The organism is Cryobacterium sp. Y57 (assembly GCF_002929505.1).
GTDB lineage: Bacteria > Actinomycetota > Actinomycetes > Actinomycetales > Microbacteriaceae > Cryobacterium.
The window spans coordinates 1-25,879 of sequence record NZ_PJJL01000064.1; the positions used below are offsets into that span (position 1 = coordinate 1).

At 59.9% G+C, this 25,879-nt stretch carries 26 protein-coding genes; 18 read left to right on the forward strand and 8 right to left on the reverse strand.

From position 1 onward, the window contains the following. A partial coding sequence (locus CXY72_RS07560; RefSeq protein ID WP_146071100.1) for an IS30 family transposase occupies positions 1-712 on the forward strand: 712 nt, incomplete at its 5' end. Positions 713-845: 133 nt separating this feature from the next. After that, positions 846-1,058 (forward strand): hypothetical protein, encoded by a 213-nt coding sequence (locus CXY72_RS07565; protein ID WP_104127088.1) that lies wholly within the window; start codon positions 846-848, stop codon positions 1,056-1,058. Positions 1,059-1,117: 59 nt separating this feature from the next. On the opposite strand, the gene CXY72_RS19515 is transcribed toward CXY72_RS07565, so the two are convergent. Together CXY72_RS19515 and CXY72_RS07580 are read right to left on the reverse strand one after the other, a co-directional pair. Then, entirely contained in the window at positions 1,118-1,348 is a 231-nt protein-coding gene (locus CXY72_RS19515; RefSeq protein WP_158252512.1) for a hypothetical protein, read from the reverse strand. 873 nt (positions 1,349-2,221) lie between these two features. Then, positions 2,222-2,638, reverse strand: coding sequence for a hypothetical protein (locus CXY72_RS07580; RefSeq protein WP_104127090.1), 417 nt, complete (start codon positions 2,636-2,638; stop codon positions 2,222-2,224). 167 nt (positions 2,639-2,805) lie between these two features. Here CXY72_RS07580 and CXY72_RS07585 point away from each other — a divergent pair, with 167 nt between their 5' ends. The 3 genes from CXY72_RS07585 to CXY72_RS07595 are packed head-to-tail and all read left to right on the forward strand — an operon-like array spanning position 2,806 to position 6,229. Beyond that, positions 2,806-3,333: a PadR family transcriptional regulator gene (locus tag CXY72_RS07585; RefSeq protein WP_092113102.1), complete on the forward strand. Its 528-nt coding sequence runs from the start codon at positions 2,806-2,808 to the stop codon at positions 3,331-3,333. After that, complete coding sequence (locus CXY72_RS07590; protein ID WP_104127091.1) at positions 3,330-4,013, forward strand: ABC transporter ATP-binding protein; 684 nt, start codon at positions 3,330-3,332, stop codon at positions 4,011-4,013. Before CXY72_RS07585 ends, CXY72_RS07590 begins: the two co-directional genes overlap by 4 nt. Then, complete coding sequence (locus CXY72_RS07595; protein ID WP_104127092.1) at positions 4,010-6,229, forward strand: FtsX-like permease family protein; 2,220 nt, start codon at positions 4,010-4,012, stop codon at positions 6,227-6,229. The genes CXY72_RS07590 and CXY72_RS07595 overlap by 4 nt, the downstream gene beginning before the upstream one ends. A gap of 68 nt (positions 6,230-6,297) precedes the next feature. On the opposite strand, the gene CXY72_RS07600 is transcribed toward CXY72_RS07595, so the two are convergent. Further along, entirely contained in the window at positions 6,298-6,822 is a 525-nt protein-coding gene (locus tag CXY72_RS07600) for a nitroreductase family protein (RefSeq protein WP_104127093.1), read from the reverse strand. Between the two features lie 376 nt (positions 6,823-7,198). Between CXY72_RS07600 and CXY72_RS07605 the strand changes: the two genes are divergently transcribed. Then, positions 7,199-7,660: a hypothetical protein gene (locus tag CXY72_RS07605; RefSeq protein ID WP_146071101.1), complete on the forward strand. Its 462-nt coding sequence runs from the start codon at positions 7,199-7,201 to the stop codon at positions 7,658-7,660. 268 nt (positions 7,661-7,928) lie between these two features. Here CXY72_RS07605 and CXY72_RS07610 read toward each other — a convergent pair whose 3' ends face one another. Then, positions 7,929-8,579 carry a hypothetical protein gene (locus CXY72_RS07610; protein WP_104127095.1) on the reverse strand — a complete coding sequence of 217 codons (651 nt, stop codon included), beginning with the start codon at positions 8,577-8,579 and terminating at the stop codon, positions 7,929-7,931. 668 nt (positions 8,580-9,247) lie between these two features. On the opposite strand from CXY72_RS07610, the gene CXY72_RS07615 reads away from it, so the two are divergent. The 12 genes from CXY72_RS07615 to CXY72_RS20635 all read left to right on the forward strand — a co-directional run bounded on the left by CXY72_RS07615 (position 9,248) and on the right by CXY72_RS20635 (position 21,359). Then, positions 9,248-9,832: a hypothetical protein gene (locus CXY72_RS07615; protein ID WP_104127096.1), complete on the forward strand. Its 585-nt coding sequence runs from the start codon at positions 9,248-9,250 to the stop codon at positions 9,830-9,832. Between the two features lie 283 nt (positions 9,833-10,115). After that, positions 10,116-10,256: a hypothetical protein gene (locus CXY72_RS19520; RefSeq protein WP_158252513.1), complete on the forward strand. Its 141-nt coding sequence runs from the start codon at positions 10,116-10,118 to the stop codon at positions 10,254-10,256. Positions 10,257-11,319: 1,063 nt separating this feature from the next. After that, the gene (locus CXY72_RS20630) at positions 11,320-11,550 is read left to right on the forward strand and encodes a mersacidin/lichenicidin family type 2 lantibiotic (RefSeq protein ID WP_146071102.1); all 231 of its coding nucleotides are present in this window, start codon (positions 11,320-11,322) and stop codon (positions 11,548-11,550) included. A gap of 69 nt (positions 11,551-11,619) precedes the next feature. Then, positions 11,620-14,823 (forward strand): type 2 lanthipeptide synthetase LanM, encoded by a 3,204-nt coding sequence (gene lanM, locus CXY72_RS07625; protein WP_104127098.1) that lies wholly within the window; start codon positions 11,620-11,622, stop codon positions 14,821-14,823. Between the two features lie 6 nt (positions 14,824-14,829). Beyond that, positions 14,830-15,270 carry a hypothetical protein gene (locus tag CXY72_RS07630; RefSeq protein ID WP_146071103.1) on the forward strand — a complete coding sequence of 147 codons (441 nt, stop codon included), beginning with the start codon at positions 14,830-14,832 and terminating at the stop codon, positions 15,268-15,270. Continuing rightward, positions 15,267-17,402, forward strand: a complete 2,136-nt coding sequence (locus CXY72_RS07635) for a peptidase domain-containing ABC transporter (protein WP_146071104.1) — start codon at positions 15,267-15,269, stop codon at positions 17,400-17,402. The genes CXY72_RS07630 and CXY72_RS07635 overlap by 4 nt, the downstream gene beginning before the upstream one ends. Positions 17,403-17,437: 35 nt before the next feature. Next, positions 17,438-17,608 (forward strand): hypothetical protein, encoded by a 171-nt coding sequence (locus CXY72_RS19525; protein WP_158252514.1) that lies wholly within the window; start codon positions 17,438-17,440, stop codon positions 17,606-17,608. A gap of 36 nt (positions 17,609-17,644) precedes the next feature. Beyond that, entirely contained in the window at positions 17,645-18,574 is a 930-nt protein-coding gene (locus CXY72_RS07640) for an ABC transporter ATP-binding protein (protein ID WP_104127101.1), read from the forward strand. 3 nt (positions 18,575-18,577) lie between these two features. Beyond that, positions 18,578-19,375 carry a hypothetical protein gene (locus tag CXY72_RS07645; protein ID WP_104127102.1) on the forward strand — a complete coding sequence of 266 codons (798 nt, stop codon included), beginning with the start codon at positions 18,578-18,580 and terminating at the stop codon, positions 19,373-19,375. Positions 19,376-19,707: 332 nt separating this feature from the next. After that, positions 19,708-19,968, forward strand: a complete 261-nt coding sequence (locus CXY72_RS07650) for a hypothetical protein (protein ID WP_104127103.1) — start codon at positions 19,708-19,710, stop codon at positions 19,966-19,968. A 573-nt stretch (positions 19,969-20,541) separates the two neighbouring features. Next, entirely contained in the window at positions 20,542-20,886 is a 345-nt protein-coding gene (locus CXY72_RS07655) for a hypothetical protein (RefSeq protein WP_146071105.1), read from the forward strand. Between the two features lie 158 nt (positions 20,887-21,044). Beyond that, a complete protein-coding gene (locus tag CXY72_RS20635) occupies positions 21,045-21,359 on the forward strand; it encodes an SdpI family protein (RefSeq protein WP_104127105.1) in 315 nt (104 codons plus the stop codon). Positions 21,360-21,416: 57 nt separating this feature from the next. Here the strand turns inward: CXY72_RS20635 and CXY72_RS07665 are convergent, their stop codons facing one another. The 4 genes from CXY72_RS07665 to CXY72_RS07680 form a co-directional block, all read right to left on the reverse strand. After that, positions 21,417-22,052, reverse strand: a complete 636-nt coding sequence (locus CXY72_RS07665) for a recombinase family protein (RefSeq protein WP_104127106.1) — start codon at positions 22,050-22,052, stop codon at positions 21,417-21,419. Positions 22,053-22,140: 88 nt separating this feature from the next. After that, positions 22,141-23,307, reverse strand: coding sequence for a TniQ family protein (locus tag CXY72_RS07670; RefSeq protein WP_158252515.1), 1,167 nt, complete (start codon positions 23,305-23,307; stop codon positions 22,141-22,143). A 29-nt stretch (positions 23,308-23,336) separates the two neighbouring features. Next, entirely contained in the window at positions 23,337-24,245 is a 909-nt protein-coding gene (locus CXY72_RS07675) for a TniB family NTP-binding protein (RefSeq protein WP_104127108.1), read from the reverse strand. A gap of 2 nt (positions 24,246-24,247) precedes the next feature. Continuing rightward, positions 24,248-25,876 (reverse strand): DDE-type integrase/transposase/recombinase, encoded by a 1,629-nt coding sequence (locus tag CXY72_RS07680; RefSeq protein WP_370446235.1) that lies wholly within the window; start codon positions 25,874-25,876, stop codon positions 24,248-24,250. Between the last annotated feature and the right edge of the window lie 3 nt (positions 25,877-25,879).

Sequence of the window (25,879 nt, forward strand, 5' to 3'; positions counted from 1 at the left end):
GGTGTTTCCGGGTCGGCAGGAGATGCGGGTCAGCCCGGAGGCGATCTACCAGGCGCTTTATGGGGGCGGCCGGGGTGACTTGCGCGGTGATCTGCATCAGCATTTACGCACCGGCCGCGCCATCCGTCGTCCAAGGCGCCCTGCTGCGAAGAACTCCGGCAAGATCCCGGACATGACCATGATCAGCGAGCGACCGGCGGAGGTTGCCGACCGCGCCGTGCCGGGGCATTGGGAAGGAGATCTGATCTTGGGGTCACACTGCCGGTCGGCGATCGCTACGTTGGTGGAGCGTCAGACCCGGTTCACAATGCTCGTCCACCTCCCCGGTGACCACGGCGCGATCACGGTTCGCGAGGGGCTGTTGGCCGCCATCAAGACTCTCCCCGAGCACTTGGTGAAGACTCTGACATGGGACCAAGGCACCGAGCTGGCCCAGCACCGGCAGATCACGCTGGCCACCACGATAGCTATCTACTTCTGTGATCCGCATTCGCCGTGGCAGCGGGGCACCAACGAAAACACCAACGGGCTGCTGCGCCAATATTTCCCCAAAGGCACCGACTTATCCGTCCATTCGCCCGAGCGGCTACTTGAAGTTGCTACCGAACTCAACAATCGACCCCGCAAAACGCTCGGCGGCAGCACACCCGCTCAAGCCATGCAACGACTATTGTCAGAGCCAGAAAAGCCCATCGTTGCGACGACCGGTTGAATCCGCCAACCCCTTACGGAACGGCGGGTCAAGGTTATTTACGATGGCGTCGGAAAGCGCACGGATTGCAACCAATGAGCGCCGTATGTCAATTCACGGTTGACAAATGCGCCAGTCAATCTATGATTGACACATGGTTCACGACAATCCGACCCTAAAATCTCGGGCAGCATTCACCGCTACATTTATAGCGTTTGCTTCCGTTGGCATCGCCCTTTTCACGCTTCTCGTTGCTTCCATTGTGATCAAGGTCATATTGCTCGTCGTCGCCGCGTTGCTGCTCGGCGTGGCTGGGGCTTCCCTTGCAGTAGTGATTGCACGCGCCAAGCCACCCCGCGACCAGTGAGTGAAGAACCCGAGCAGAGCGACGACGGCCTGCGCCGCGCCCTGTCAGACGCAATTGCGTCAGTCGACCCAACTCTGGCGGGGCGCCTTGAACACGAGCCCGACTCCTATCTTGACCTCATTGATCTGACGTCCCGGAGCGCTGAGGAAATAGCTCAGCTTTTGCAGTTTGCAGTCGCATCCGCTCGTCAGGCGAGCGTGAGCTGGGAGCGCATCGGGCAGCAACTTGACATGAGTCGGCAAGCAGCCCAGCAGAGATTCGGGCGGGTTCTCGACAGTACCGACGTTCATTCTCCTGACGAGAAACGTCGACTCTATCCCTTGACGGCGTTTGACGAGATGGACGCGCTAGCCGAAGCTGGACGCGCGGGGTGGCATTCAATTAGCTACGGAATGTACTTCCACGACGTCATCCAATCTAATGAGCAATGGGAACACCTCCGAGTCGCGGCATTCGGATCCAGCCGACACCGATTAGAGGGTGAAGGATGGCGTCGAATAGGAACAATGTGGTTTCCATGGGCCTACTACGCTCGTCCCACAGGAAAGCCCATTGAAGCAGACGGTGCGCCCGCTGATCCAACCGCCTAGCCGAACTTCGGTTCCAAGGTGAGTACCTGGCCGCGATCTCGGCGCCGGTCGTCCTCTGCCCGCATGGGGAACGGCGGATTCAACCGGTCGTCGCAACGATTGATTTTTCTGGTTCTGACAGTAGTCGTTGCATGGCTTGGGCGGGGGTGATGCCGCCGAGTGTTTTGCGCGGTCGATCGTTGAGTGTGACCTGCCGCGGGTATTTCGGACAGCGGAATTAGTGGATTCTTCTACGCTGTCCATGCTGGCTGTTGATAACCGTAGTGGANAAGGCACCGACTTATCCGTCCATTCGCCCGAGCGGCTACTCGAAGTCGCTACCGAACTCAACAATCGACCCCGCAAAACGCTCGGCGGCAGCACACCCGCTCAAGCCATGCAACGACTATTATCAGAGCCAGAAAAGCCCATCGTTGCGACGACCGGTTGAATCCGCCGTTCCCCTTGCGGACTGCCCTCCAGGACCATTGGGTGACGGCGCTCACCGGCCGTGAACCGGACTAGGCCCCCTGAATCTGCGACCGCACGAAAGCCCATCCATCCCGGCCGAGCCCTTGAATCTGACGCGAGCATTCAAAGAGCGGCGTGCTGCGTCCGTTCGAGTTCAGACGGGGAGTCATGGATCGCCTGAGGCTTGACTGTGGCTGCTCGCCGCCTGCTTGCTCGAAAAGCGACGAGACACAGCAGCGCTGCGCCGTGGGCCGTGGGCCCCCACCAATAGATGTTCATGACGAATCCGGACCCGAACTGCATTCCGATGCCGACAATGCCCAGCGTTGCGGCCAGGGCCGCGCTGACGCTCACTAATATTGCCCATGCGGTCCGACTGCCGCGCCACACGCCGAACAAGATCACTGCATGGGGGATCAGCCAGAGGAGAGACCATAGGGCGTCCTCGTCGCCAAAGTATCCAACGACTGTCAGCAGAACCGCAATCGCAAACCATGTTGTTGCGCCTACGCGCGTGATGCTTTCCCACAGGCCCACCATGCACCCACCCTATCGCCGGACGTCCGTAGAGGGTTCCCCCTACGGAACCATTAGGAGGCCGCGGTCTTCGCCCGACCGCTCCGCCGTCCGCGGCCTAACCAAACCTAATAAGTAGTTGTCAGCAAGATGGCTAACCGCCACTATTCACTGTGTGTATAGTGGCGGTTGTGGACAACTCTCTCACCCTGCTCGGGCTGCTCAGTGTCGAGCCCAGCTATGGTTACGATCTCAAGCACACCTACGATCGTTTCTTTGGAGTGCGGAAACCCCTCGCGTTCGGTCAGGTCTATGCGAGCCTGGCACGCATGACCCGTGACGGGCAGATTCTTTCGCTAGCTGACGAGGCTGGTGGGGGCCCTGATCGTAAGAAGTACGAGGTCACCGAAGTCGGCCGAACCCGCGTCTCGCAGTGGATGTTCACGCCCGATATTCCCTCGGAAACTTTGCAGAGCAACCTTTTCGCCAAGACCATTATTGCCCTACTCGTCGACGACAACGCAGACCGGCTGCTCGACGTGCAACGCACGGAGCATCTCGCCCGTATGCGGGAACTCACCCGTGAAAAGCAGGGAGCAGACCTGATGCGCGTGCTGCTGTGTGACCACGCGCTCTTCCATATCGAGGCCGACCTGCGCTGGATCGACCTGACCGGCGCCCGACTGACCCAACTGCGAAACGAGATCAAACTGCCATGACCGCCCTCATCCAGGCTCGTGGCCTGCGCAAGTCTTTCGGTACAACGGATGCCCTCCGCGGCATTGACCTAGACATCCAGCGCGGCGAGGTCGTCGCGGTGATGGGGCCTTCGGGCTCCGGCAAGTCGAGCCTGCTGCACTGCCTGGCCGGTGTGCTACTGCCCGACAGCGGCACGGTATCCGTTGGTGGCACCGTCATCACTGCCCTGAGCGAAGCACGCCGATCGGCCCTGCGCCTGAAGGAGTTCGGCTTCGTTTTTCAATTCGGTCAGCTGCTGCCCGACCTGACAGCAATCGACAACGTCACCATTCCGCTGTTACTCGGAGGCATGAAACGCAGGCAGGCGTTGACGGCCGCGCGTGGATGGCTCGACCGCCTCGGCCTTGAGGTCGCCGCCGATCAGTTGCCCGGCGAACTCTCCGGCGGCGAAGCCCAGCGCGTCGCTATCGCCCGCGCTCTGGTCACGCAACCGTCGGTGCTCTTTGCGGATGAGCCCACCGGGTCCTTGGATTCCCTCGCTGCCGAGAACGTGTTGACAGCGATGCTCGAGCTTGTCCGCAAGGCGGGAACCACGCTCGTGATGATCACCCACGACCCGCGCACGGCAGCCTACGCCGACCGCGAGATCATCGTGCGGGATGGTCAGCTGGCGGCAACTGACCGGGTCGGCATCAAATGAATCCGAGTGTGGTGCGTCTGGCTGTGATCGGCAGCCGTGCATCCTGGGGGCGGCTGCTGGGTATCACCGCCGGAGTCGCCGTGGGAGTGACTCTGGCGCTCCTACTTGGGGGCGCATATCAGGGCTTGGGTGCCCGGGACGAGCGGTCCAGTTGGATGTATGCCTCCGGGGAGTACGTGGTCGGCGCCGACACAGGCCCGGGCACGGTGACCACTGATATGGCGTCGCTGGGCGACGACCGAGTGGCGCTGGCCCACACGACCGACCGGCACCAGGGGGATCGGATCGTGCGTCTGGATCTCGCCGCCCCGACAACGTCGAGCGTCACGATTCCGGGCATCACCGACCTGCCGCAGCCAGGTGAGTACTACGCGTCGCCCGCGCTCATCGACCGCATTGCGCAGGTTCCGCCCGACGAGCTCGGCGACCGCTTCGGCACACTCACTGGAACCATTTCCGACTCTGCCCTCGCGAGTCCTGATTCGCTCGTTGTCGTTGTCGGCGCCAGGACGAGCGCCCTAATCGAGCGCCCGGCAGCGCAGATCGTGACCAGTTTCACAGACGTGCCACACCGTGCGGGCACGAACTACCAGACCGTGGCGATCGTGGGTGCCATCGCAGTGCTGTTCCCGGTGCTGTTGCTCGTGAGCATCGTGACCGGGCTCGGCGCCGTAGCTCGGCGGGAGCGTTTCGCCACACTACGTCTGATCGGCGCCACCCCGCGCACCGTTGCCGCCATCGCCGCGGTTGAAACAGCGGCCACAAGTCTCATCGGGGCACTGATCGGCGTACTGCTTGCCGCGCTGCTCGGCCCGGTCGCCGCGCTCGTCTCCGTCGACGACGGAGCGTTCTTCCCTTCAGACCTCGCCGTGACGCCGCTTACCACGGCCACGATAGTGGCGGTCGCCGTCGCGGCATCCGCAATTACGGCAGGCGGACGCATCCGTCGCGCGGGCATCGGACCGCTTGGACAAACGAAACAGCAGGCAGAAAAGACCCCCTCGCTGCTTCGCTTAGTGCCGCTTGCAGGCGGGCTGGGAATACTCATCGCCACGACCGTGGCGGTGCTCGCCGGACTGCCCGTTCCGCGCGTCGGAACGCTGGTTGTCATCGGCTTCACCATCACCACCGTCGGTCTGCTCGTGGCAGGCCCCTACCTCACCCTGCTCGCGGGCGGCATCATGGCTCGGCGCAGCAAGACAGCGGCTGGAGTCATCGCGGGCAACCGCATCCGTCGCACGCCCGTGGACACCTTTCGCTCCGTTAGTGGCCTCGTCGTTGCCGTGTTCATGGTCAGCGTCTTCGCGGGTGCCGCGACAACCGCCAACCAGAGCGTAGCCCCCGACGATGGGCCGGGACTGCTTCCGGTCAGTACCCTCATTCAGCATCTGGATTCAACGCCCGCCGCGACCGATCCCGCTCGCACCGAAGCGGCTCGCGCGCGCATTGCCGCGATCTCGGGAGTCACCCAAGTGACCACAATTTTCACGATTGATTCCGGTGAGGGACCCGACGCCAACCGGCTCCTGATTTCGGCGGATGCCGCGAACGACCTCAGTCTCGGGATTGTTCCTTCCGCTCCTGTCGTCTCCATCAACAGCGACGCCCTGAGAGGAACTCCCGCCGTCTTCACTCCCGCGGAAGCGACCGACGTGGCCGAGCTGACTCCGCGCATCCTGCTCATCGGCACCAATGGATCACCGGCCGCGATCGAACGCGCGAGAACCGCGCTGCAGGCGGGCACGATCGCCGGTACCGGCTGGATGCCCGCAGGCACCCGAACGGATCTCGCCGACGATCGGTTGCAATCCATGGCCGCGAGTTTCGCGAACCTCGCCTACTTGGGTATCGGCGTTGCCACGCTCATCGCAGGACTCTCACTCGCCATCGCCACCATATCGGCCATGATCGACCGTCGCCGAATGCTCGCCCTGCTGCGGCTGCTCGGGATGAACCTCGCCGGTCTCCGCCGCATCATCACACTCGAAGCGGCAGCCCCGCTCCTGTCCGTGATGGCAATATCGATCGGACTCGGCTTTCTGGTGGCCGACCTCATACTCGTGGGGCTCACCAACGGTGGCCGATCGGTCGGCTGGCCCGATGCCCGCTACATCGGAGCGCTACTTGCCAGCGCATTGCTTGCCCTCGCCGCGGTCGCTGTTGCCGTCAGCCGATTGGGGAAGAACACCGACTTGGCCGCGATCCGCTACGAATAGGCGACTCGCAACGGCATCACGAAAGAGGATTTCGCCGCAACACAACGTCGTCCCGTAGAGGGTTCCGCTTACGGGCGGTGGAGGGAAAGTAATTCTGCGGCGGGTAGACGTCCAGAAGCGATCGCGCGCACTCCCGCCATTGGAGTTCCCGGATAACCGATCGAAATGGCGTGGTGCGGTAGCCATCCAGTTTCTACCTGAAGCAAGTGAGCTGCCTGCTCCACGTTGTCCGCCGGATAAATTGTCGATAAGCAACTTCCGAGCCCCAAGGCAGTCGCGGCCAGAATGACCGTCTGGCTGACCTTTCCGAGATCGAATTGGGTGTCCTGGAAGCCGTTGTCGGCGGAGAGAAGGACGAGGGCGCACGGCGCGGACGCGATGTGTTGCGCGTAGGCCCCGAGTGCACTGAGCCTTTCAAGGTGTGCTTTGTCACGCACTGCGATGAAACGCCACGGCTGCCGGTTGCGAGCCGAACCAGTCCACCGCGCAGTGTCAACAATCTGCTCCAGCATCTCGGTGGACACCGCGCGATCGGTAAACGACCGAACGGCCGGGCGTGCGGTGAGGGTTCGAATCAATTCCAGTGCTTCCATCTACTCAGCTTCCCATTCCGGCAGGATGAACGCTGCGCACCACTAGGCGATGGTAATCGTCAATAAGTCCTGCGCTCAGCGGGCCCGCTCAGGGTTCCCCAAGCGAGTCTGCCGGGGTGTCTAGAGCGTCCGCGTTCGTGTCGCGGGAATCTGCTCCTGTTGACGCCGCGAAGTGCGGGCAAAATCTTGTGCCACTCGGGCCGGATTTAGCTGGACAGCCCATTGCGCTCCGCAGATCGGCAGATAGTGCAGGACGACGACGCGAACAACCCGGGTTTCGTCGTGCGCGGAATCTTGGTCGTACTACAGGACCTGCATAGTGGGGTCCCAGGCGTGCGGTGTTCATCCTGCAATGTAGAGGGGCGATACGCTCAACATGATGAGATCGCCAGCCCAGACTTATGCCGCCGCTGTCCTTGTCATGATTCTGGGCACAGGTCTCTCCGGATGCGTGACTCCATCTCAACCCGAGACGAGCACAGAAACCCCATTGGCAAGCTGCGACGAAATCATGCCGGGACGGGTGCTTCAGGATATTGTTGGGAGTTCCGCGGCCGAGGTTGTGCAACTTCACGAAAGTGAGGCTGATGCTGTCGACCCTCTGGTCGACAGCATGGTCAACGATGGCATAGCCTGTGGCGGCATTATTGACGATGTCGCGTTCCTCGATGGATCCGTGCTCATTGGCCAGCTTGCCATGGATGAAGATCAATGGACGGTGACTCAGTCTGAGTTCGCTGCCAACGGTCACGAGGTGGTCGATGAAATCGTAGAAGGCTGGGTGTTCGTGTCTAAGCCCGGTGGTGATCCGACAATTGGCAGTGGTTTTGTTTGGTGAGTCGGGGTGCTCTACTACGTGCTGAATCCTTTTGTGCTCGGGCTGCTGCCACCCTTCGCTTCGGAATTCAACGAGGGTGCGCCACTGGCATGAACTCCTGAGCGAGGACGGACAGCGGTCCCTGCGAAAGCCAAGGTTCAACGCAAGACACGGCAGTGGCACAGCGCAAGGTTCGCGGGCAGGAGCTGAAGGCCCGCTGTTCTTCAGCTCTCGCGCCTTTTGGGTCCGCACCACTTGCTGTGCGTTCGTCCAAGAGGTCGTCGAAGTACTACGACTGAGAGAAAAGGTACGCGGGTGCGATGATATGGGTGACGGTGCTGGAATCGGACACAGCGTTGGCAATGGCACCATAGACCATTTCTATCCCGGCATCGTCAATGATCCCTGGGAACGATGTGGGGAGGTCTACCGCAACGGAGCGTGTTCCGAAAGCGTCATCGGTATGGACGAGGTTCGTGGGCTCATTTTTAGCGGCGACGTCAAAGTCATCCCCGACGCGAGTCAGGTCGACCGCCGTGATGGCCACATCGGAGTCTGTGCTCGCTGAGGTCGCCTGCACGCTGAATGCGGGCTGATACAAGCGCGGTTCGCCGGTGAGCAACACCTCGTCGCGGTACCGATTGACGACGATGTCGAACCCACCCCAAGAAGTTCCGTCCACTTCTGGGTTGTGGTTAGTGCTGTCCTGATGGCGCACCTCGGTCGGTTCCCCAAGGATTTCGACAGCGGCAGCAACCGCGTCGTCGCCGTCTTCGGAATACTTCAGCGAGACGAGTACATCTCCACCCGCATCGACAATGTCCGTGCTCTCAGCACCAATGATGATGTCCGCGGGTGCGGAAGCCGATGACGATTCAGAGGGTACTGGCTCAGTAGGGTCGAGTTCCGCGGGCGATACGGTCGTACAAGCTGAGAGCATCAAGCCCAAGACGACCGTGGAAATTAATCCGAATGTCTTACGAATGTGAGCCCCCAGAGAAGAATGCTGACATGAACGAACCGTCCACCCAGAAGTCAACGGTATCGCTCCGAGCAACCGAACGCAGAAACAGCTCCCGGGGTGGGCGCGTGAGGTCGTCGCTGATAAGCAAGTTCCCTCAGGAACGCTGGTGCAGCGTGCAATGATCAGCCGTCCGCCCGGAGGCCCAGCAGAATCTGCGCGTTCCGCACCGAGCAACGTCCTCCTCGTCCGCGGCGACCTCGGCCGGCGTTAGCAATCGGTCCGTTCGCAGAACGACGATTGCTATGAATAGCGACACGGCGACGCGCTATTTCGCGGATTCGTCGCGAGACCAATCTTTCTGCAGATGACGAGCGCGCCGACGCACTCCATCGAGGTCTAAAAGATCGAGCGTCCCGTAAGACGTTCGTGATGGGGCGTGCAGACTCCCCGTATCCCCCCTGTGCGCGCTCTTCTGTTGTTCGTCGTCGGCGCATGCCCCGGCCGGGTAGGCCGGACCGTAGACTCACACTGTACGAGCTGGCGATTGGCAGAGTGGCCAAGCACAGCCGTGACCGAAGGAGGGGGTGCTCTTGCGTCGATCTGGTCGCTTTCCTAGGGCGTGGACATTAGCCGTGGCTGCATCTATGGCGTCCGTCTGCGTATCTCTCACTGGATGCGCATCGACGACGGGCGCGGATGCGGCGAGCCTGGATTCGATCGCCGAGCTCGCGAGAGCTGTTGGTATCGCTCCTGAACTCGTGTACACGACTGAGGTGGACGGCTACGATCTCGCACCGCAGTCGGTCGGGCCGGGTGCTGCAGACGGGATGTCGGCTACCTGGTTCAACAGCAGCACGGGTGCGATGCTGACCATCCGTAGCGATTCCGGGAAACTTACGGAAGCGTCGTGTGCTGCGACACCCCTTTGGGATGCGCCCGGCGGAGCGGTGACGTGTGCCAATGAGGATGGCGTCTGGCATCGGTCGGCTGGAGGCATCCGCGAGTACGTCGCGGTGCGAGACGGTGCGCTGATCTGGGTATCCGGAATGAACGACGCGTCGCCAGCGGATCTTCTGACAGCCGCGAAGAAGGTGCACGTGCCATCGGATGCGGAACTCGAACTGCTCTTCTCCGACGTTCCCAAGGCTCCGGGCGAACCGGTGGAGCGCGGAGACCTACCTGAGGGTGGCGACGGTGCGCCGATCGATCCGACCGGGCCGGGTGGTTAGTTCCACTCCGCCGAATGCGGCCGCTTGCCGGGTCGCTCCTCATATCTCTAGCCCTAATCCTCGTGGCCGGCGAGGCGCCGTCTGAGCTCTAAGTTCTCACCCTGCGCCTTGGCCAGCGCGAGTTGGAGCTGGCTCAGTTCCCTCAGGTAGGCCTCGCGTTCGGATTTCAGCCGGGCCGAAAGACCGCACGGCAGCGGACGTGCTGGGGCGCTCGTCCGCTCCCGGCTCGGTTACGCGGAGGAGGTGTCTGCTTCGAAGCTGTTCGATACCGGCGTCACCCCTGATGACACCCGACCAAACCAGCGCCGCCCTCGGCATCAAGCGGGACGTTCACCGTACAGTGAACCGCGACAGTCGGCATCGCTTGTCGACGCTCTTCGAAAAGTACACCGCGGGCGTTATTGTCCTGCTTCTCGAATACTAAGTGACCACATGGGCGCGGAGTGTCAGATGGGAACGGCTTTGGGCCGAGGTGACGTTCGCGTTCGGTTTCACGTCAGATCGTCCGGGTGGGGGTTCCCCCTGCGGAACGGAGCAAGAGTCGTGTATAGCCTGTTCATGATTCCTGGTCACCGTCCGGCCTATGGGATGCCCGCTACTGGGCCCACGGGTGGGCGGTGGGCGGGGGTGGCGCTTCGGATGGCGGGCACTGCCTCGGGTCAACTCTTTGGGTTGAAGTTTTAACTTTGGGCGAGCCTCCCGCAGCGGTGACGCGTGGGTGGACCAACCATCTGATACGGCATGATGAGGCCATGCCGTTGTACCCACACCTTGCAAACCGATTTGCAAATGCCCTTCCTGGCCTGTGTCTCGCTGTGTTCGCCGTATCGCAGCTTCCGGAGCGTCGACATTGCTCGGGCGGTGGAACAGCGAAATCTCCGACGTAAGGGAGCGGCTCGGCTTCTTCATCGATGCGCAGCCGAACTCCCTGAGGTCAACATCGCTGTATTCGCAACTGGCTCGATCTCGATCATCTATCGAGAAAGCGAAGTTCCTAAGAACGCGCCATTGAACAATCGAGTCCTTAGCGGACGTTTTGGCTCTATTACTACTTAGACCCTTAATATTCGAAGCAGGGCGGTGACGCTACGCGCGGGTACTGACATCGATACCGACGGAACGGTACGGGCGGCTCGCGGGGCCCTTAGTAAAAGTCTGACGGAATGGTTATCAAACTTGACGTGAGACATTCAACTTCAGTACAGTTTTACCCATTGGACTTGATAAAAACAAAACATTGGGGGGGGATTATGAATACCGTAATCGAATGGAAGAATCTCGAACGATCAGGGAGAAATCATCCAGCAGGGCTCGTGGAGCTCGACGACGTGGAGATGCGGGAGGTCAACGGCGGCACCACGCCTTGGTGCGCCACGGCAACAATCATAATCGCAACAATTTCTGCCTGTTTTGGTAATACCGCGATATGGGGCTCATGTGAACTCGGCACTCGTGGCTGCTGCCGATAGCGGATTGGGTATTGCGAAATGAACACAATAACTCAATGGAAGAATACGTCTCTATTCGACGTCGATGAGTCAACACATCCTGCCGGTCGAGTCGATCTCACCGAGCTCAGTGATTTCGAACTCGATGGAATTAACGGCGCCGCGGGGACGGCCTTGGGTGGAACGTGGGGCTGCTGCTGGTGCGTGCCGTGGTATTCCAGCTGGACGCAGTGCGGCGTGATCTGCAGTCATCCCGGCTGCTCCTACTGAGAACAAAGAGAAGCTCGGACGCAGGACAGCCCGTAAAGGGCTGTCCTGCCCCATTTTAAGGACATCAATATGGCTGCGGTCGTTCAGAATGCAAGTCCGACCTGGTGGAGGGCGATGAACCTCGATGAACGTCGTGACAACGGTAGGGCAAGCCGATACGACCAACCATCTGGGGTTTTGCGCGCGTCGCGCTGGTTGACGCTGCCAGCACTCAAGGCGAAAACTTTATCGCGCGTTCAGGCTCTTTCACCTTTCGGCCTGTCTTGGGATGATCTCGAACACGCACTGGGTGAAACCGAGGAATCGCTGGCGAATCGGTGGCTCACTCAGCCAAAGTGGATGGAGGATCACTCTTCTTGGCTCGGAGACGCAGAGGGGGATGCTCCAGAGATGGGCATGCTCAACGTTGTGCGCCCGCTTATCAGCGGTGCGAGGCGCGAGCTCAGGCAGAGACTTGGGTCAGTAATTGATCTTGAACAGCCGTGGGGAGAATCGTTTGCCGTCGCGCTGTGCAACAAAGTCCCTCTGCAGGAGTTAAGTCAAGTCGTCGGCCTCACCATGGTGTTGGAATTGAACGTTTATCGGGAACTTGGCAAGCTGGTGGGGGGAACACCGGAGGAACGCTTTCGGTATTTCACTTCACTCTGTACCGAACCCGAACTGCAATCTGCAATTCGCGAGGAGTACCCAGTACTCGTCCGCCAGGTTGCCGAACGATTGCGCTTCTGGATCGAACGCCGACTGGACCTTGCCCAAAGTTTTACAGATGATGCTGAAGATATATCCGTGTCATTCTGGGCAGGGATGACGCCAACGACTGTCGACATAGATTTCGGTGCCGGTGATACGCATCGCGAAGGTCGGAGCGTGGCGATTTTTACTACCGACGTCGGAAAGGTCGTCTACAAGCCCAGACGTCCGAACATGGAAAGAGCTTTCGCGGGAACAATCGACTGGTTCAATGCGAGTGGCCCGCCGTACAAGCTCCGGGTACCGGAAATGGTCGATCGAGGAGAGTATGCGTGGTTTGAGTTCATCAAATCAGAACAGATTCCATTAGGAGGAGCCGACCAGTGCAGCTGGCGCTTAGGCGCCTTGAACGCGGTGCTGTTTGCACTTCAGTCCACAGATTTCCACCACGAGAACATCGTCTACGCCGGCGTGATGCCCGTTCCTGTCGACCTCGAGTCTTTGCTCCACACGGAACGAAGGTACGCCAACGAGGACCGTTCCGACTTGGTCAACGTAGCGAGCGATGCGCTCGCGGAGTCCTGCGTTGGTGTTGGTATTCTGCCAAGTCCCATAGTCACGAGCCGAGAGGGGCGTGTGTACTCCTCGGACATTTCTGCGGTGGGCTATCGTTCGGGGCAATCTGCCACAATTGCCATGCCGCGGTTCTTGAACGAGTCATCAGATGAAATGCATGTTGTGAACGGCCCGGCACCTCTCACCAGCGCCGACGACGCGTCTATGGATCGGGAAGTCTTGTGGGGCCGCCGCGAAGAGTTCCGCGCCGGATTTGCATGGGCGTACCGAGCCATCATCAGCGATCGTTCTGCATGGGTCGACGCGGGCGGTCTCATTGATGGTTATGCAAACGCTCGTTCACGGTACATCCCCCGACCGACCATGGTCTACGGGAAACTACTCAGCGAGTCTTACCATCCAGACTTTATGCGCGACGGAGTTGATCGCGATTTATGCCTCGGGAAACTCTTGGCTGGCTACGCGAATCGACCCGAGCGAGAGGCTCTCATCCGCGCTGAGATAGCAGATCTGCGCCAGGGCGACATACCATTCTTCGAAGTTGACGCCTTGACTGGAGAGTTCATTGCGGCCATGGACACAATTCGAGTCTTGGGGGGTACCGAACCTCCGATTGAGCGCATCCGTTCTCGCATACGTGAGGGTATGGGCGCACAGGACCTCAAACTTCAGCTGCAATTGATCGACTACTCATACGCAACCCTTCCTCACTCAGAGGCTCCACTCCGAGTGCCACTGCCAGCGTTGACCGACCCGATTGGAGACTCTCGCGACCAAAGGCTGACCACGTCGCTCGACCTCATCCGGGAGCTGCGGGAAAACATGGTGATTAGGCCCAATGGTGTGGGATGGATGTCCATGGCAGCAATCGGCGAAACCGTCTGGGTCACAAAACCTACGACAATGGACGTGTACGGCGGGCTGAGTGGAATAGCCCTAGCCCTCGAGGGAGTCGCGATTGCGACCGAAGAGGAGTGGGTCGAGACGCTACGGCTTGAGGTTTTGGACCAGATCAAGGCGTACGGTCCCTTGATCGACACTGATGCCGAGTCAATCGAGAAGATTCGCCAGTCGCAGAATTCGGGCGCATTCGGGCACATCGGCGGATTCGCTTTGACCATGGGCCGGGAATGGATCCGCAATGGCGACGAAGGCGCCCGCCAAGCCAGCGCACGTGCCCTCGATGTACTACGTGCCTTGGCACCTTCGGACGGCCATCACGACTTCGTTACTGGGAATGCCGGGGTGCTTTCCCTCATCGATGCCTTGGCCGGCGTTCTCGATAGGCCGGCGCACCTGACCGCCCTCGCGGACATTTCGCGTGCGCTCGAGTCGGCGGCAATTCGCGACACGAGGGGCGCACGCTGGCAAGGGGAGGGCAACGACCGTCCGCTAATCGGATTTTCTCATGGGACTACGGGTATCGCTTGGTCCCTTGTTCGAGCTGCCGAGGCACTTGAGCGACCAGAGCTTGCCGAACTTGCAGGCGATGCCCTCCGTTTTGAACGGGTGAATTCCGAACTGGCTGCTGGGGATTGGCCCGACCTGCGGTCGCTACCAATTGGGACCGACCATATGCGTGCGTGGTGCCACGGCAGTCCCGGTGCAGGATTCGGTCGAGCACTCATTCAAAAGCGCGGAATTCAGCTGGACCCCGTTGTTCACCAAGAGCGAAAGCGGGCTATCGCCACGACAGCTCTGACGCTTAGCGTTGAGAACGGCCGAGGCGCGGGCAATAATTCTCTGTGCCACGGAAACGTGGGGAACCTGATCTGCCTTGAAACGATGTTGGGCGTGGATTTGGGTCGCACGGAGGTTACCAACCGGACCGATAAGGCCTGGGAACGCATCATTGGTTCAATTCGGTCCACGGGCGGCCTCTCCGGCGCGGCAACCGGCGTCGTGATCCCCGATCTCATGATGGGTTACGCGGGCATCGCATGGGGCCTGGCATATTCTACTCGGCAAGCCCCTTCGTTCAACATCCTCGCGCTGGATACGGAGTAACTCCTCGTGGATATCGTGAAGGCCACAAAAGCACCCGGAAGCGATTGGTTGCGAACAGGAGGTGTACCGGAATTTGTCCCGAGCAAAGCGACATCCGTTATAGCGATCGCGTTATTTGGAGTCACCCTGTCTATGGGCTTTTTGATTCACGTACCCTACAAGGTGGAGGTAACGGTGGTCGCCACGGCGCCGGATTCATTGCGTCTAGCCGGCCTCAATATTCCGTCAGATTTCAGCAGTATTCCCGAACTTCAGATCGAGTGGGCCACCGGAAGCGTCACCGGAAAACCGGGGGTGCTTGAGGCAATTCCCGACTCAGGTGCGAAGGCTGCAATTGTTGCGATTGGTCCTGTGGAGGGACAGCCACCAGAGAGCTACGACCCGGCTGTGTTAGATCTTGGCTCCAAGCCAATCCTGGTCGTACTCTGGGACGGATTGACATCGTGAGTAAACGAGTACCTGTTATGTTGCAGGCGGTCCAAACCGAATGTGGATTGGCGTCACTAGCGATGGTGGCCTCTACACTTGGCCGTTTCACGTCTGTGCGCGAGCTGCGGGGAGTTATCGTCACCGGCAGGGACGGTACGTCCCTACTTCAGCTCAAACGTGCCGCTCTCGAAATTGGCTTCGACGCGAGAGCCTACCGTCCCGATCCGGCCCAGCTTGCGGAACTGGCATTGCCGGTTCTTGCGGCATGGGACGATGCACATTTTGTGGTGATTGAACGCCTCTCACGCGGAGAAGCCGCCATCGTGGATCCTGCCGGCGGTCGATCGGTCCTCTCTGCGGAAGATTTCTTTGAACACTTCGCAGGCACTGTTCTTACGCTGAAACCGACACCAAGGACAGTTAAGATTCGTCGGCCGCGGCTTGGCTTGGTTTCGTTCTTGGTTCCGCACCTACCCCGAGCTGCGAGTTCACTTCTGCTCTTAGTCTCCGCGGCTCTGCTACTCACGGCAGTAGCGGTGATTCCGGCTCTTCTGCTTGGCTTCGTGGTCGATAACGTTATTCCGTTCCGCGATGAAGGCTCTCTGTGGCTATTGGGAGCATTCGCTCTCGTGATGGTCGCCTCGTATTACGCTGTCTCGTACCTTCGTTCGGATTTGATCCTGTGGGTGGAGAAACGCTTGGATGCGTCGCTGCTCAGCACAGTTCTTGCCAAACTGTTTACCCTTCCCTACTCGTTCTTCCAGGGCCGTCCTGCGGGAGACTTGCTCGTGCGATTCTCAAGCACTGCCTATGTTCGCGATGTCTTGAGCGGCCGGTTGTTTCCAATCCTTATTGACCTGGTCTTCTTAGTCGTATACCTGGCCATAGTCGGGTCGCACTCGATCGTCTACCTCGGCTTGCTGATTGCTTTCGGACTGCTGCAGATTGGCTTGATCGCCGGGTTTTCTCCACGAGCCAGAAGGCTCGCGGATCACGAAGTTAGTGAGATGTCCAAGACGCAAAGCGTGATGCTTGATACATTGCGTGGAGTCGAATCCATGAAGGCGCTCGGTACGGAGGAAGAGTCATTCTTTCGATGGAAGACCGCCTTTCAGCGGCAGCTGGAAGTGAGCGTCGAACGAACGCGCGTTGACAACCGTTTGTCGGCGATCTTGGAATCCCTCGGATTCATCACGCCGGTACTGGTTTTGCTGCTGGGTGTGACCTACGTCATCAGCGGCGACCTATCTCTGGGCGCGATGCTCACGGTCAACGCCCTCGCGGCTTCTGCGCTCGTTCCTATTCGCTCAATAGGTATGAACCTTCAGGTCCTCCAGACCGTACGCGTGCACTTGGATCGATTGCGCGACATTACAGACGAAGCCGCAGAGGTGGTGAACGAGCAGCTGCCTCACCACGTCTTCCAGGGCAAGGTAGAACTGGAATCGGTGGACTTTCGGTATGGTTCCGAGGGCGAGCCCGCGCTTACCGGCATCACTCTCGTCATCGAGCCAGGTCAAGTTGTGGCAATCATCGGGCCCTCAGGCTCCGGGAAAAGTACGCTCGCCAGGCTTGTGCTCGGGTTGCACCGTCCGACGGCAGGGCGCATTCTCTTCGACGACATCTCAATGACGAACATCAATTTGCGGAGTATCCGCACGTCTTCTGGGATGGTCACGCAAGGGAACGAGGCCTTCAGCGGCTCGATCGAAAGCAATATACGAGTAGGGAGGAGCGGCGTCACCGCATCTGATGTGCGGAATGCGGCACGAGTTGCTGCATTTGACGGCGACATCGCCGCCATGCCGCTCGGTTATGACACTCCGCTTGGCGAATCGGGACTTGGCTTGTCGGGCGGTCAGCTGCAGCGCCTTGCGATTGCTCGCGCCGTGGCGGCTAGTCCGCGGCTACTCGTTCTTGATGAGGCCACGAGCCACCTCGATGGCCCGACAGAGAAAATTGTCGCGCGGAACCTATCGGAGGTGAGCGCGACCCGAATTGTTATTGCCCATCGACTTAGCACTGTTCTCGACGCCGACAAGATCGTGCTCATTCTAAATGGTCGAATCGCTTGCTCCGGAACGCATGACGAGCTGCTGGCGAACAGAGACTACTCTTCGTTTATAGACAGCCAACTCATCCAACCTTGAATCTATCCAGTCGCGTCACCAATGAAGGGAACACCATGAAGAAAACGTACTTAATTCTGGTCGCGTCGGGCGGCATCCTGCTGATCGTGAACAATATTTTCGCCGGACTAATGCTTATCAATGTAGCTGCCGTACTACTAATCCTGGTCCCCCCGCTGACATATCTGATCAATCATTTTTTCCGCAAGGCGAACGGATCCGTGTGAACGTGCGCCACAGAGTGTCCTTACTGTGGAGGACTTATGCGCGTCACGTTTGAAGGCATCACCAAGTCTTACAAGAACCCTGTATTACACGGATTGACCTTCGAAGTGCGACCCGGCCGGGTTACTGGGTTCCTCGGTCCGAATGGTGCAGGGAAGAGTACGACCTTGTCTCTCATGGTCGGCCTCGTAGCGGCCGACGGCGGTCAGGTTCTTTTTGATGGATTGTCCTATGAGAGCCTCGGCCCTCGGCGTCGGTTAGTAAGCGTCGCCCTGGATTCCTTTGGGTTCAACCCATTTGTCACAGGCCGGAGGCATCTTCAATACGTCGCGGCGGCCTATTCACTTCCGCGCGAACGGGTTGAACAATCATTGACCCTTGCGGGTCTCGAGAACGCCGCCGACCGGCAAGTACGCGGGTACTCTCTCGGGATGAGACAACGACTCTTGATAGCGGAGGCGCTCATTAGCGACCCGGCCGTCATAGTTCTTGACGAACCCGCAAATGGCCTCGATCCCGAAGGTATCCTTTGGCTGCGTCGAACTCTGCGTCAGTTGGCTGACTCAGGTAAAACCGTGCTGGTCTCGTCGCATGTCCTTTCCGAGGTTGAACAGATTATTGATGACGTCGTAATGATCGCCGATGGACGTTTACTGTATGCGGGGTCCCTAGTGGAACTTGCCCTTGCCGGTTCTTCCAAGGTCAAACTCCACACACTTGACGTGACCTCTCTCGTCGGTGTTTGCGCGCTACACGGTGTAATTCCTACATCCATCGATGCGTTAGGGGTAACGATGTCGTCTCGTGATGCAGAACGGATAGCTGCGGCGCTGCAGCAGAATGCTGATTTCGTTGTAAGTGCGCGCGAGCTCATTGGTGAAAGCCTAGAATCGTTGTATTTCGATCTCCTCGCTTCGAGAAACACCAGCCGTGTTGACGCACTATCTGGCGATCAAGGATGGGATTGACCAATGCACGATATTTGGTTGGAACTTCGGCGAGTTTTCTCGACCCGAGGATGGCTCTACCAGTTGCTGGCCCTACTAGCCTTCGTAGCTATATTCCCTGCGGTAATCGCAGTCACGATCACATCGTCTTTTCCGGCGGACGAAATCTTGCCACAAACAATCCTCAGCTACCTGTACAGTTTTGTCGGCCGTGCGGCGTACTTCGCACCATTTCTCTTCGGTGTTCTTCTCGTTACTAGTGAATTTCACAACAACACGATCGCACGATCGATTTTTTTCTCGAGGTCGCGAGCATCGCTTTATATGTCCAAAATCGTTGCTGTTTTTGCCATCTCGATTCTGTATGCGGTTCTGTCAACCGCCGTCAGCGCTACGACAGTAAGTAGCGCGCTCGCACTGCAGGGCTTCGACTCGCAAGTGTTCGAGTGGGCCAACGTTTCGATCGGCGTGCGCACCGTATTTGCCTTTGCGATCTGGGGAGTACTGGGCGTTGGTCTCGGTGCCCTTCTCCGCAGTCAGATCGTAAGTATTGTCACGGTTTTCATGTTTACGCTTTTCATCGAGCCGATGTTGACTTCATTGAGCAACGAGAACGAAGTGCTGAGATCGGTAGGCAGATATCTTCCCGGCGCAGCCAACTGGTCTGCCGTGTGGCCCCCGGAAGATGCTGGTGTGAATCCGTTTGAGTCAGCAGCGTCATCTCTGGGCTGGGAAACAGGATTGTTGATTTTGCTGGCATATTCGCTTGTGTTCGCCGTGATCGGTTACCTTATCGGGCTTCGTCGGCGCGACCTAGCCTGACCGACTACGGGGCATCCTCACCCGCGACGGCCGATCGGTGGCTGCCGTACCGGCCCAAAGCTTGTTATTAAACACACGGCTTTTCTTTTCCTACGGGGGAGACGATGACTTTAGGGGCTCTTCGCAATTGAAGGTGTAGTTGGGGTGCGCGGATCGGGCGCGTCGTTGGGCTAAAAGAGGTCGAGGCCTTCCCATGATGGAAGTTCCAACACTGCCCATCAGGAAGACCTCGACATGTCCCAGACTACTTTTGTTAACGCCGACCCAAAACAGGGCCAATAGTGCCTTGGGTTCTACTGGTCGTTGCAACACCCAGACTCTTGGGAGTTTGCATGACCACGATAAAGCCGGCCGATGAGCCCTCGACCGACGAACAGAATCCGCGCGCGGACAAGGCGTCTTTTCTGATCTTGCTGGAGCGTCTTGGGGACGCGACTGCTACCTCGGCTGAGCTTGGCATCAACCGGGGCGCTGGCTACCGTTGGGCGCGCAGCGACGTTGATTCCGCCGCGTCACGTGTGCGGGGAGCGAGGTCCGAGAGCATGAGCCAATTATCCGCCCTCGGACGGCTGTCAGGAGGAGAGAACCTGTGACCGAGAACTGCCTGTACAGACTACGGAATCTTGTGAAATCAACGTGCTGCAGGTGTCTCACACCGTTGATTTGTTTCGAAAACGTAGCCTCTGGTTTCGATACATAGTTGTGAGACTCCCCAGCCCTATGAATCCATCTCTCTCCGTGTCATTTTCCACACTCGTCTGCACGGATGTCAGTACTCGTCTGCAAACTTGGGTCTGGCCGTGACTAAGGCGGTATGGTTCCAATTGAATCCTTGCGGCGCGACATTTTGCGCGAAGTTAGAGAGCGAGAATTTGAGAGCGTTTGAAGCTTCGACCCTGAACGAGGATCCCTGGAGGTCACGGCTTATCGTGCACGCAAGGCGGTCTGCTGGTGTGACGACCTGAGACTCTGGCATCGTCCGGGAGCGCAGTAGGTGAGCGCGTGGGTGGTCACAGATTGGCAACGAGCCGTGCCGCGCAATCTCGGCTGGGTTATTGTCAAGTGTGCGGAAACTTTGGGTGGGTACGTTTCTCGTGCTGTCGAGCCTGGGTCTCACGGCGTGCGTGCCGCCCGGGTTTGCATGTTCGGCCGTTGGTTACCCAAGCGTGGCCAAGATCGCCTTGGCCGAGCCGACGGCGGGCGTCGAGCTTGAGCTGTGTGATGGTGCGGGTTGCGTGCCGGGACCACCGATGGCGCCCGTCGAGATGCAGCCAGCGCGCACAACGGCGGAGCCGATTATTGAAGATACGGGTGTGTTCACTCTCGTCGGAGACGGTGTTTCAGGTTGGAGCGCGGACTTTGTCGGCGGCCAATCGGTGGTGGGATATCGATTGACTAACACGGCACGTGGAGTGGTTGTCGAAGGCACCATTGACGTCGACTGGGTTCGTGTCGGCGGAACTGAGCGCTGTGGTGGGCCCAGGGAAGCGGACATCGAACTGCCCTCCTGAGGAGCTACGCCGATCATCCGAGTGAATTATCGGGTCGCTCGAACCTCCGCATGCACTGCGTCTCGCGGGGATACTGCCCAATCTGGTTCGCACATACGAGGTGATCCGATTTTCCATGGCTCAATCGGACACCAATCAAGATTGGCGTGAAATAGAAGATGCTCCTGAGTCTCGTCGCTGTATTTGCTTCGCTTTTCTCGTTACTTGTCGTAGCGCTCGGCGCGTTCGGAGTGATTCCACCGAACCGAGTCATTGGACTGCGCACGAATACAACCCTGCGGTCCAAGCCAACGTGGCGCACGGTACACCGGCGGGCACTTATCCCGATGTCGGTCACGACTTTGGCAGCTGCTGGTTGCTGGCTTCTCTATCCAGCGGGGATTGTCGAGAGTAGCGCAGCCGTCGCATTCGGCTTCATTGTCCTCGTGGCTGGATTGTTATGGGCGTGGGCGTATGGCGTCCGAGGCGTTTGAACGCTCCGCGAACGATGCCGCAAAAGATAAATGATGTGTGATGCGTGATGCGCACAGTCAGCGCGCGGCCAGTTGAGGTTTACCCTTTCCGATCAGCTTCGCCCCGTCGGGACGCAGTTCTCCGAATGGGGAGACATGGCGATACAGGGTCTGCCGGCTGATGCCGAGTTCTCTACAGAGCTCGCCAACCTTGGTTTCCTTCTGCCCCATAGCGGCCATGGCTGTGCGCACTTTGGCTGCGGTCATTTTGTATGGGCGGCCGCCTTTGCGTCCGCGGGCGCGCGCCGCGGTAAGTCCCGCGATGGTGCGCTCTGAGATCAGCGCTCTTTCGAACTCGGCCAGCGCAGCGAAGATTCCAAAGACCAACTTGCCGGACGCGGTCGTAGTGTCGATCGCGGCGCCCTCCCCGGTGAGAACTTTCAGGCCAACGCCTCGGTCGGTGAGGTCGTGCACGGTGTTGACCAAGTGGCGCAGGTCACGTCCGAGGCGATCAAGTTTCCAGACCAGAAGAGTGTCACCATCTCGAAGCGCTTTCAGGCACGCCGCCAACTGCGGGCGGTCGTCCTTCTTCCCCGAAGCATGGTCCTCATAGAGATGCTCTGCGTCGACGCCGGCCAGCAGCAACGCATCGCGCTGCAAGTCGGTGCTTTGCGATCCGTCAGCTTTGGACACGCGCATATAACCCACGAGCATGATGAAACCCCTGTCACTTATACGGTCGAATACGTGACAACGTGCAGTCGTCTTCGTCGGCGTCGAAAATTGTCACTTGACCCGTCATTTAGTCTAAGTCCTGTAAACCCACCTTGGTTTGTCTTGTGTGATGGAAATCGAGGGGGATGCCCAGTTCGAGGAACAGGCTCACCGCGTAGTGGATCTGTTCGGCGTCGTCTTGCTTGTAGGTTGCCAGGTTGAAGAGGGTGCGTGCATCGGCGGGATTGATGCGTGCTGCGTCGACGGCCTCCTGGAAGGCATCCATCAGAGTTGGTAGGGCGCCGTTTGGGGTGGATGGTGGATGCGGCAGCGTGCCGTCGCTGAGAGTGATTTCGTGCATCGGATGAAAGAGGGCTGCGTCAGTGCCCGAGCCGGCGATGGCATCAGATTCCAGAAGTAGGACGGCGGTCGCAGCGGCCTCCATGGTGTGCTGCTGCACCGATTCGGCTTGCTGTTCGTAGGGGTGCCAAGATGATTGCCCGTCACGGACGCGATATCCGGTCTGTGTCCAGATCTGCCGGATGATCTTGGCGTCGGCGGGGTGGTTCTCCGACAGGGGGCAGCTGAGCTCGTCGATGATGGTGCGGAGCAGCCGGAACCAGATCCCGGCGTGCACACTGCGCCGTGGCAGTTCGACCTGGCCAATGGTGAAGGCGTCCTGCGTGCGTTGGTCCATCTTCAGGAGGTGTTCCGGAGCAGCTCGTAGCACCGGCGGATCGAAATCCCAGAGACGAAAGTAGCCACGGGGCGCGAGGGTCGCCTCAAGCCAGCAGCCGTGAATGGGGCAGGTGGAGATGAGAGGGACTGCCCACAGCAGCAGATATGGTTTCGGCGAGTCACTGGCAGCGACGCATTTTGGGCACGCTCGAGAGTGAAGATGCGAGGATAACCACGGCCGCCAGCTGGGGACTAAGCGTGACTTGAATCTGCCAGCGGGTCGCAGCACCGACAGCTGCCGGGTATAGGTGGCGAAACTCTCGGGGCTGCGCTGCATGTCGTCCAGCAGCCAGGGAACCCAGCCGGCCACACTCATCTGCCGCAACCGGTCCGGGTCGACGCCGGTGCGAATGGTGAGAACGTCGATCATGCCCGGCGGCGGTGCCAGGTCGATGTCCTCATGACTGCCCGGTCCGAGGGTGAAGCCGAGGTCATCACCAAGCACCTCAAGTTCTGCGCTGTAGCACGCCGCAATACGCCGAAGCCAAGAGGAAAGCGCCTCACCAGGAAGAGGCACGGGATGGAGCGGCCATCGGCGGACTTCGGTCACAATAGTTCCCGTTCAAATAACCGGCGCCGTTCCGTGGGACCGACGTAGTCAGCCAGGAGCAGGGCGCGCCTGTTGATGCTTTCCTCACCGCTATCGACCGCTGCGATCGCCGCAGCGGTCAGCAGTCGAGTGAGTTCCCCGATGGTGCCCTCGCATCGAGTGAGCAGATACTGGGCCATGTCGTCGGTGGCGATGACGGACGGGCGGTGCAGCGGGAGAGCCGCGGCGAAGCTGGCCAGCAACGACAGCGTGTCGGCGTCGGCGTGCCACAGGGGAAGAACGACCGGTTCGAATCGGTTCTCGAGCTGGTCGTCGGAGCGGATCGCCAGATAGGCTTCCCGCGTTCCAACGCCCACGATCGGGATGCGCAGCTCGTTGCCCAGGAACCGCAGCAGGTTCAGGAATTCTCGGCGGCTGTTGCTCTGTCCGGCGAGAACGTTGTGCAACTCGTCAATGACGAGCATGCGCACCCCCGTCGAGCGCAGCAAACCTAGCGACAACTGTTCCACCTCGGCCACGCGTCGCCGCGGCTGGAGGGGCGCGCCGAGCGCGGCGAGGAGCGCGATGTAAAACCGCACGACCGACGGGTCCGAGGGCATTTGCACGCACAGGACGGGGATATGTTCCCGCTCCACCTCAGTCATAGGGCGGTGACCGCGGCGAAACTTTTCCACGATCATCGACTTCCCGTTGTTCGTCGGTCCCACGATCAGCAGATTCGGCATCCGCTGCTTATCGGGCCACGCCAGCAGGGCTTCCAACCTGGCAACGGTCGCGACCGCTCGCGGGTAGCCGATCCAGCGGTCCGCGCGGATATGCTCGATCCGCTCTCCCGCCGGCAGCCGGGCAACCTGGCGCATCGCTGGATGCAGGTGGGACAGGTCAGGGGCCGAGTCGTCGGTCATCGTCACCACTGTTCAATCTGATCGAATCGAACCGGCGTCGGTTCCGACAACTCCTCGCCAGACGCTGGCGGCTCAGCACCCAGCTGCCGAGTAGGCCGCATAGGTTGGGGAGCCAACGCGCGCCGCTCCGCATCGCGGCGCATCCGTTTCGTGGTCTTCGAGGCCGTGGTGGCGATCTGTCTCATCTGTTCGATCATCCGAAACAAGGCGGCCTCATCTACTTGCGTGACACCGCGTTCGTGCAGCCGTGCAACGGCGCGCTTGTGCTCCCAGAGACTCACAGCGGGGTTGGCCATCGTTCGATACGGCACCTCTATATAGGCGTGTCCTTCTGGTTCCAACACCCAGATCCGGCTGATGTCTCTGGGGTCGCGTCGGATGAGGAACGGCTCGAGCGTGCTGCGCCGGCTGATCCACGGTTTCAGCGAGTTGGAAAAATAGTGGACGTGGTCGATCACGAATCCCGTTCGAGTCAATGTCCGCCGAATGACGGGGAGGAAATCGACAAGGAACGCCCTCGCGTTCGACACCACCGCCGGTTTTCCCGTATTCTCCACGCCCTCAGCCCACCGGCCTGCCGGTGTCTGGCCCAGCGTGCTGTGAATGCTGCCGTGATAGGTCGCTACGGCAAGGGTCAACCATTTCTCCAACTCGTGCAGCGTCAACATCGCCATCCGGTCTGAGTCGTACCGGCCACGTTCGGCAGGGTTGGAGAACGTGGTGCCAGGAAGCTCATGAACCTGCTGCATCGCCGTGCCAATCACCCGCTCTACGATCCCGCCGTAATGCGACCGGCCCGGCGGGCGGTAAGCCAACTCAATCCCATGCTGCTCACACCCGCGGCGTAGCGCTTCGCTCTTGAACTCGCTGGCGTTGTCCAGATACAACTGCCGTGGCTTCCCACTCATCGGCCACTGCACGTCAACTCCCAAGCTCTCCAGCCCAGGCCGCTTATCGGTGGCCGCATGAACGAGGCACAGACCCACCGACACTGCCGACGGAGCCTCTAAAGTGACGACCATACCGACCAACGATCGACTGAAAACGTCGATCGCCGCGGTCAAGTAGGGCCGCCCGATCGGGCGTCGTTCCCGCTCGTCGACGACGATGACATCAACAACGGTGTGATCGATCTGCACCTGCTCCAAAACACTGCCGATCACCGGGACATCGCCGCCCGCAGACTGCAGGGACCGGACCGCTTCAGGGCCACCGCGGCGCCGGCCCACCTCCACCGGACTCAACGCCCGGATCCGCTGCTCGACCGTATTCCGGGCCGGGACAGGAAGCTGACGCAGCCGGCACGCGCCGACGACATCGCGGTACACCGCCGCCAAGCTTCGCTTCTGCCGAGTCAAGAACTGCTTCCGCACCATCTCGCGGACGAGGTCTTCCACCTCGCTGGACAAGCGCGCGGTTCCTTTCCCGCCCGACGAGCGCCCCGGAACCAGATCCGTCAGCAACCCCGTCCCGTCCCGATGGCGCCTGATCAGCACGTACACCTGGCGTCGCGAAATCCCCAGCGACAGCGCAGCCGCGTCGACCGCGACCCTGCCAACAGTGGTCTGTGCCGCCAACGGCGCGATCACCGCAGAAATCTTCTTCGTGCGATCCCACAGCGCATCCGGCATCGT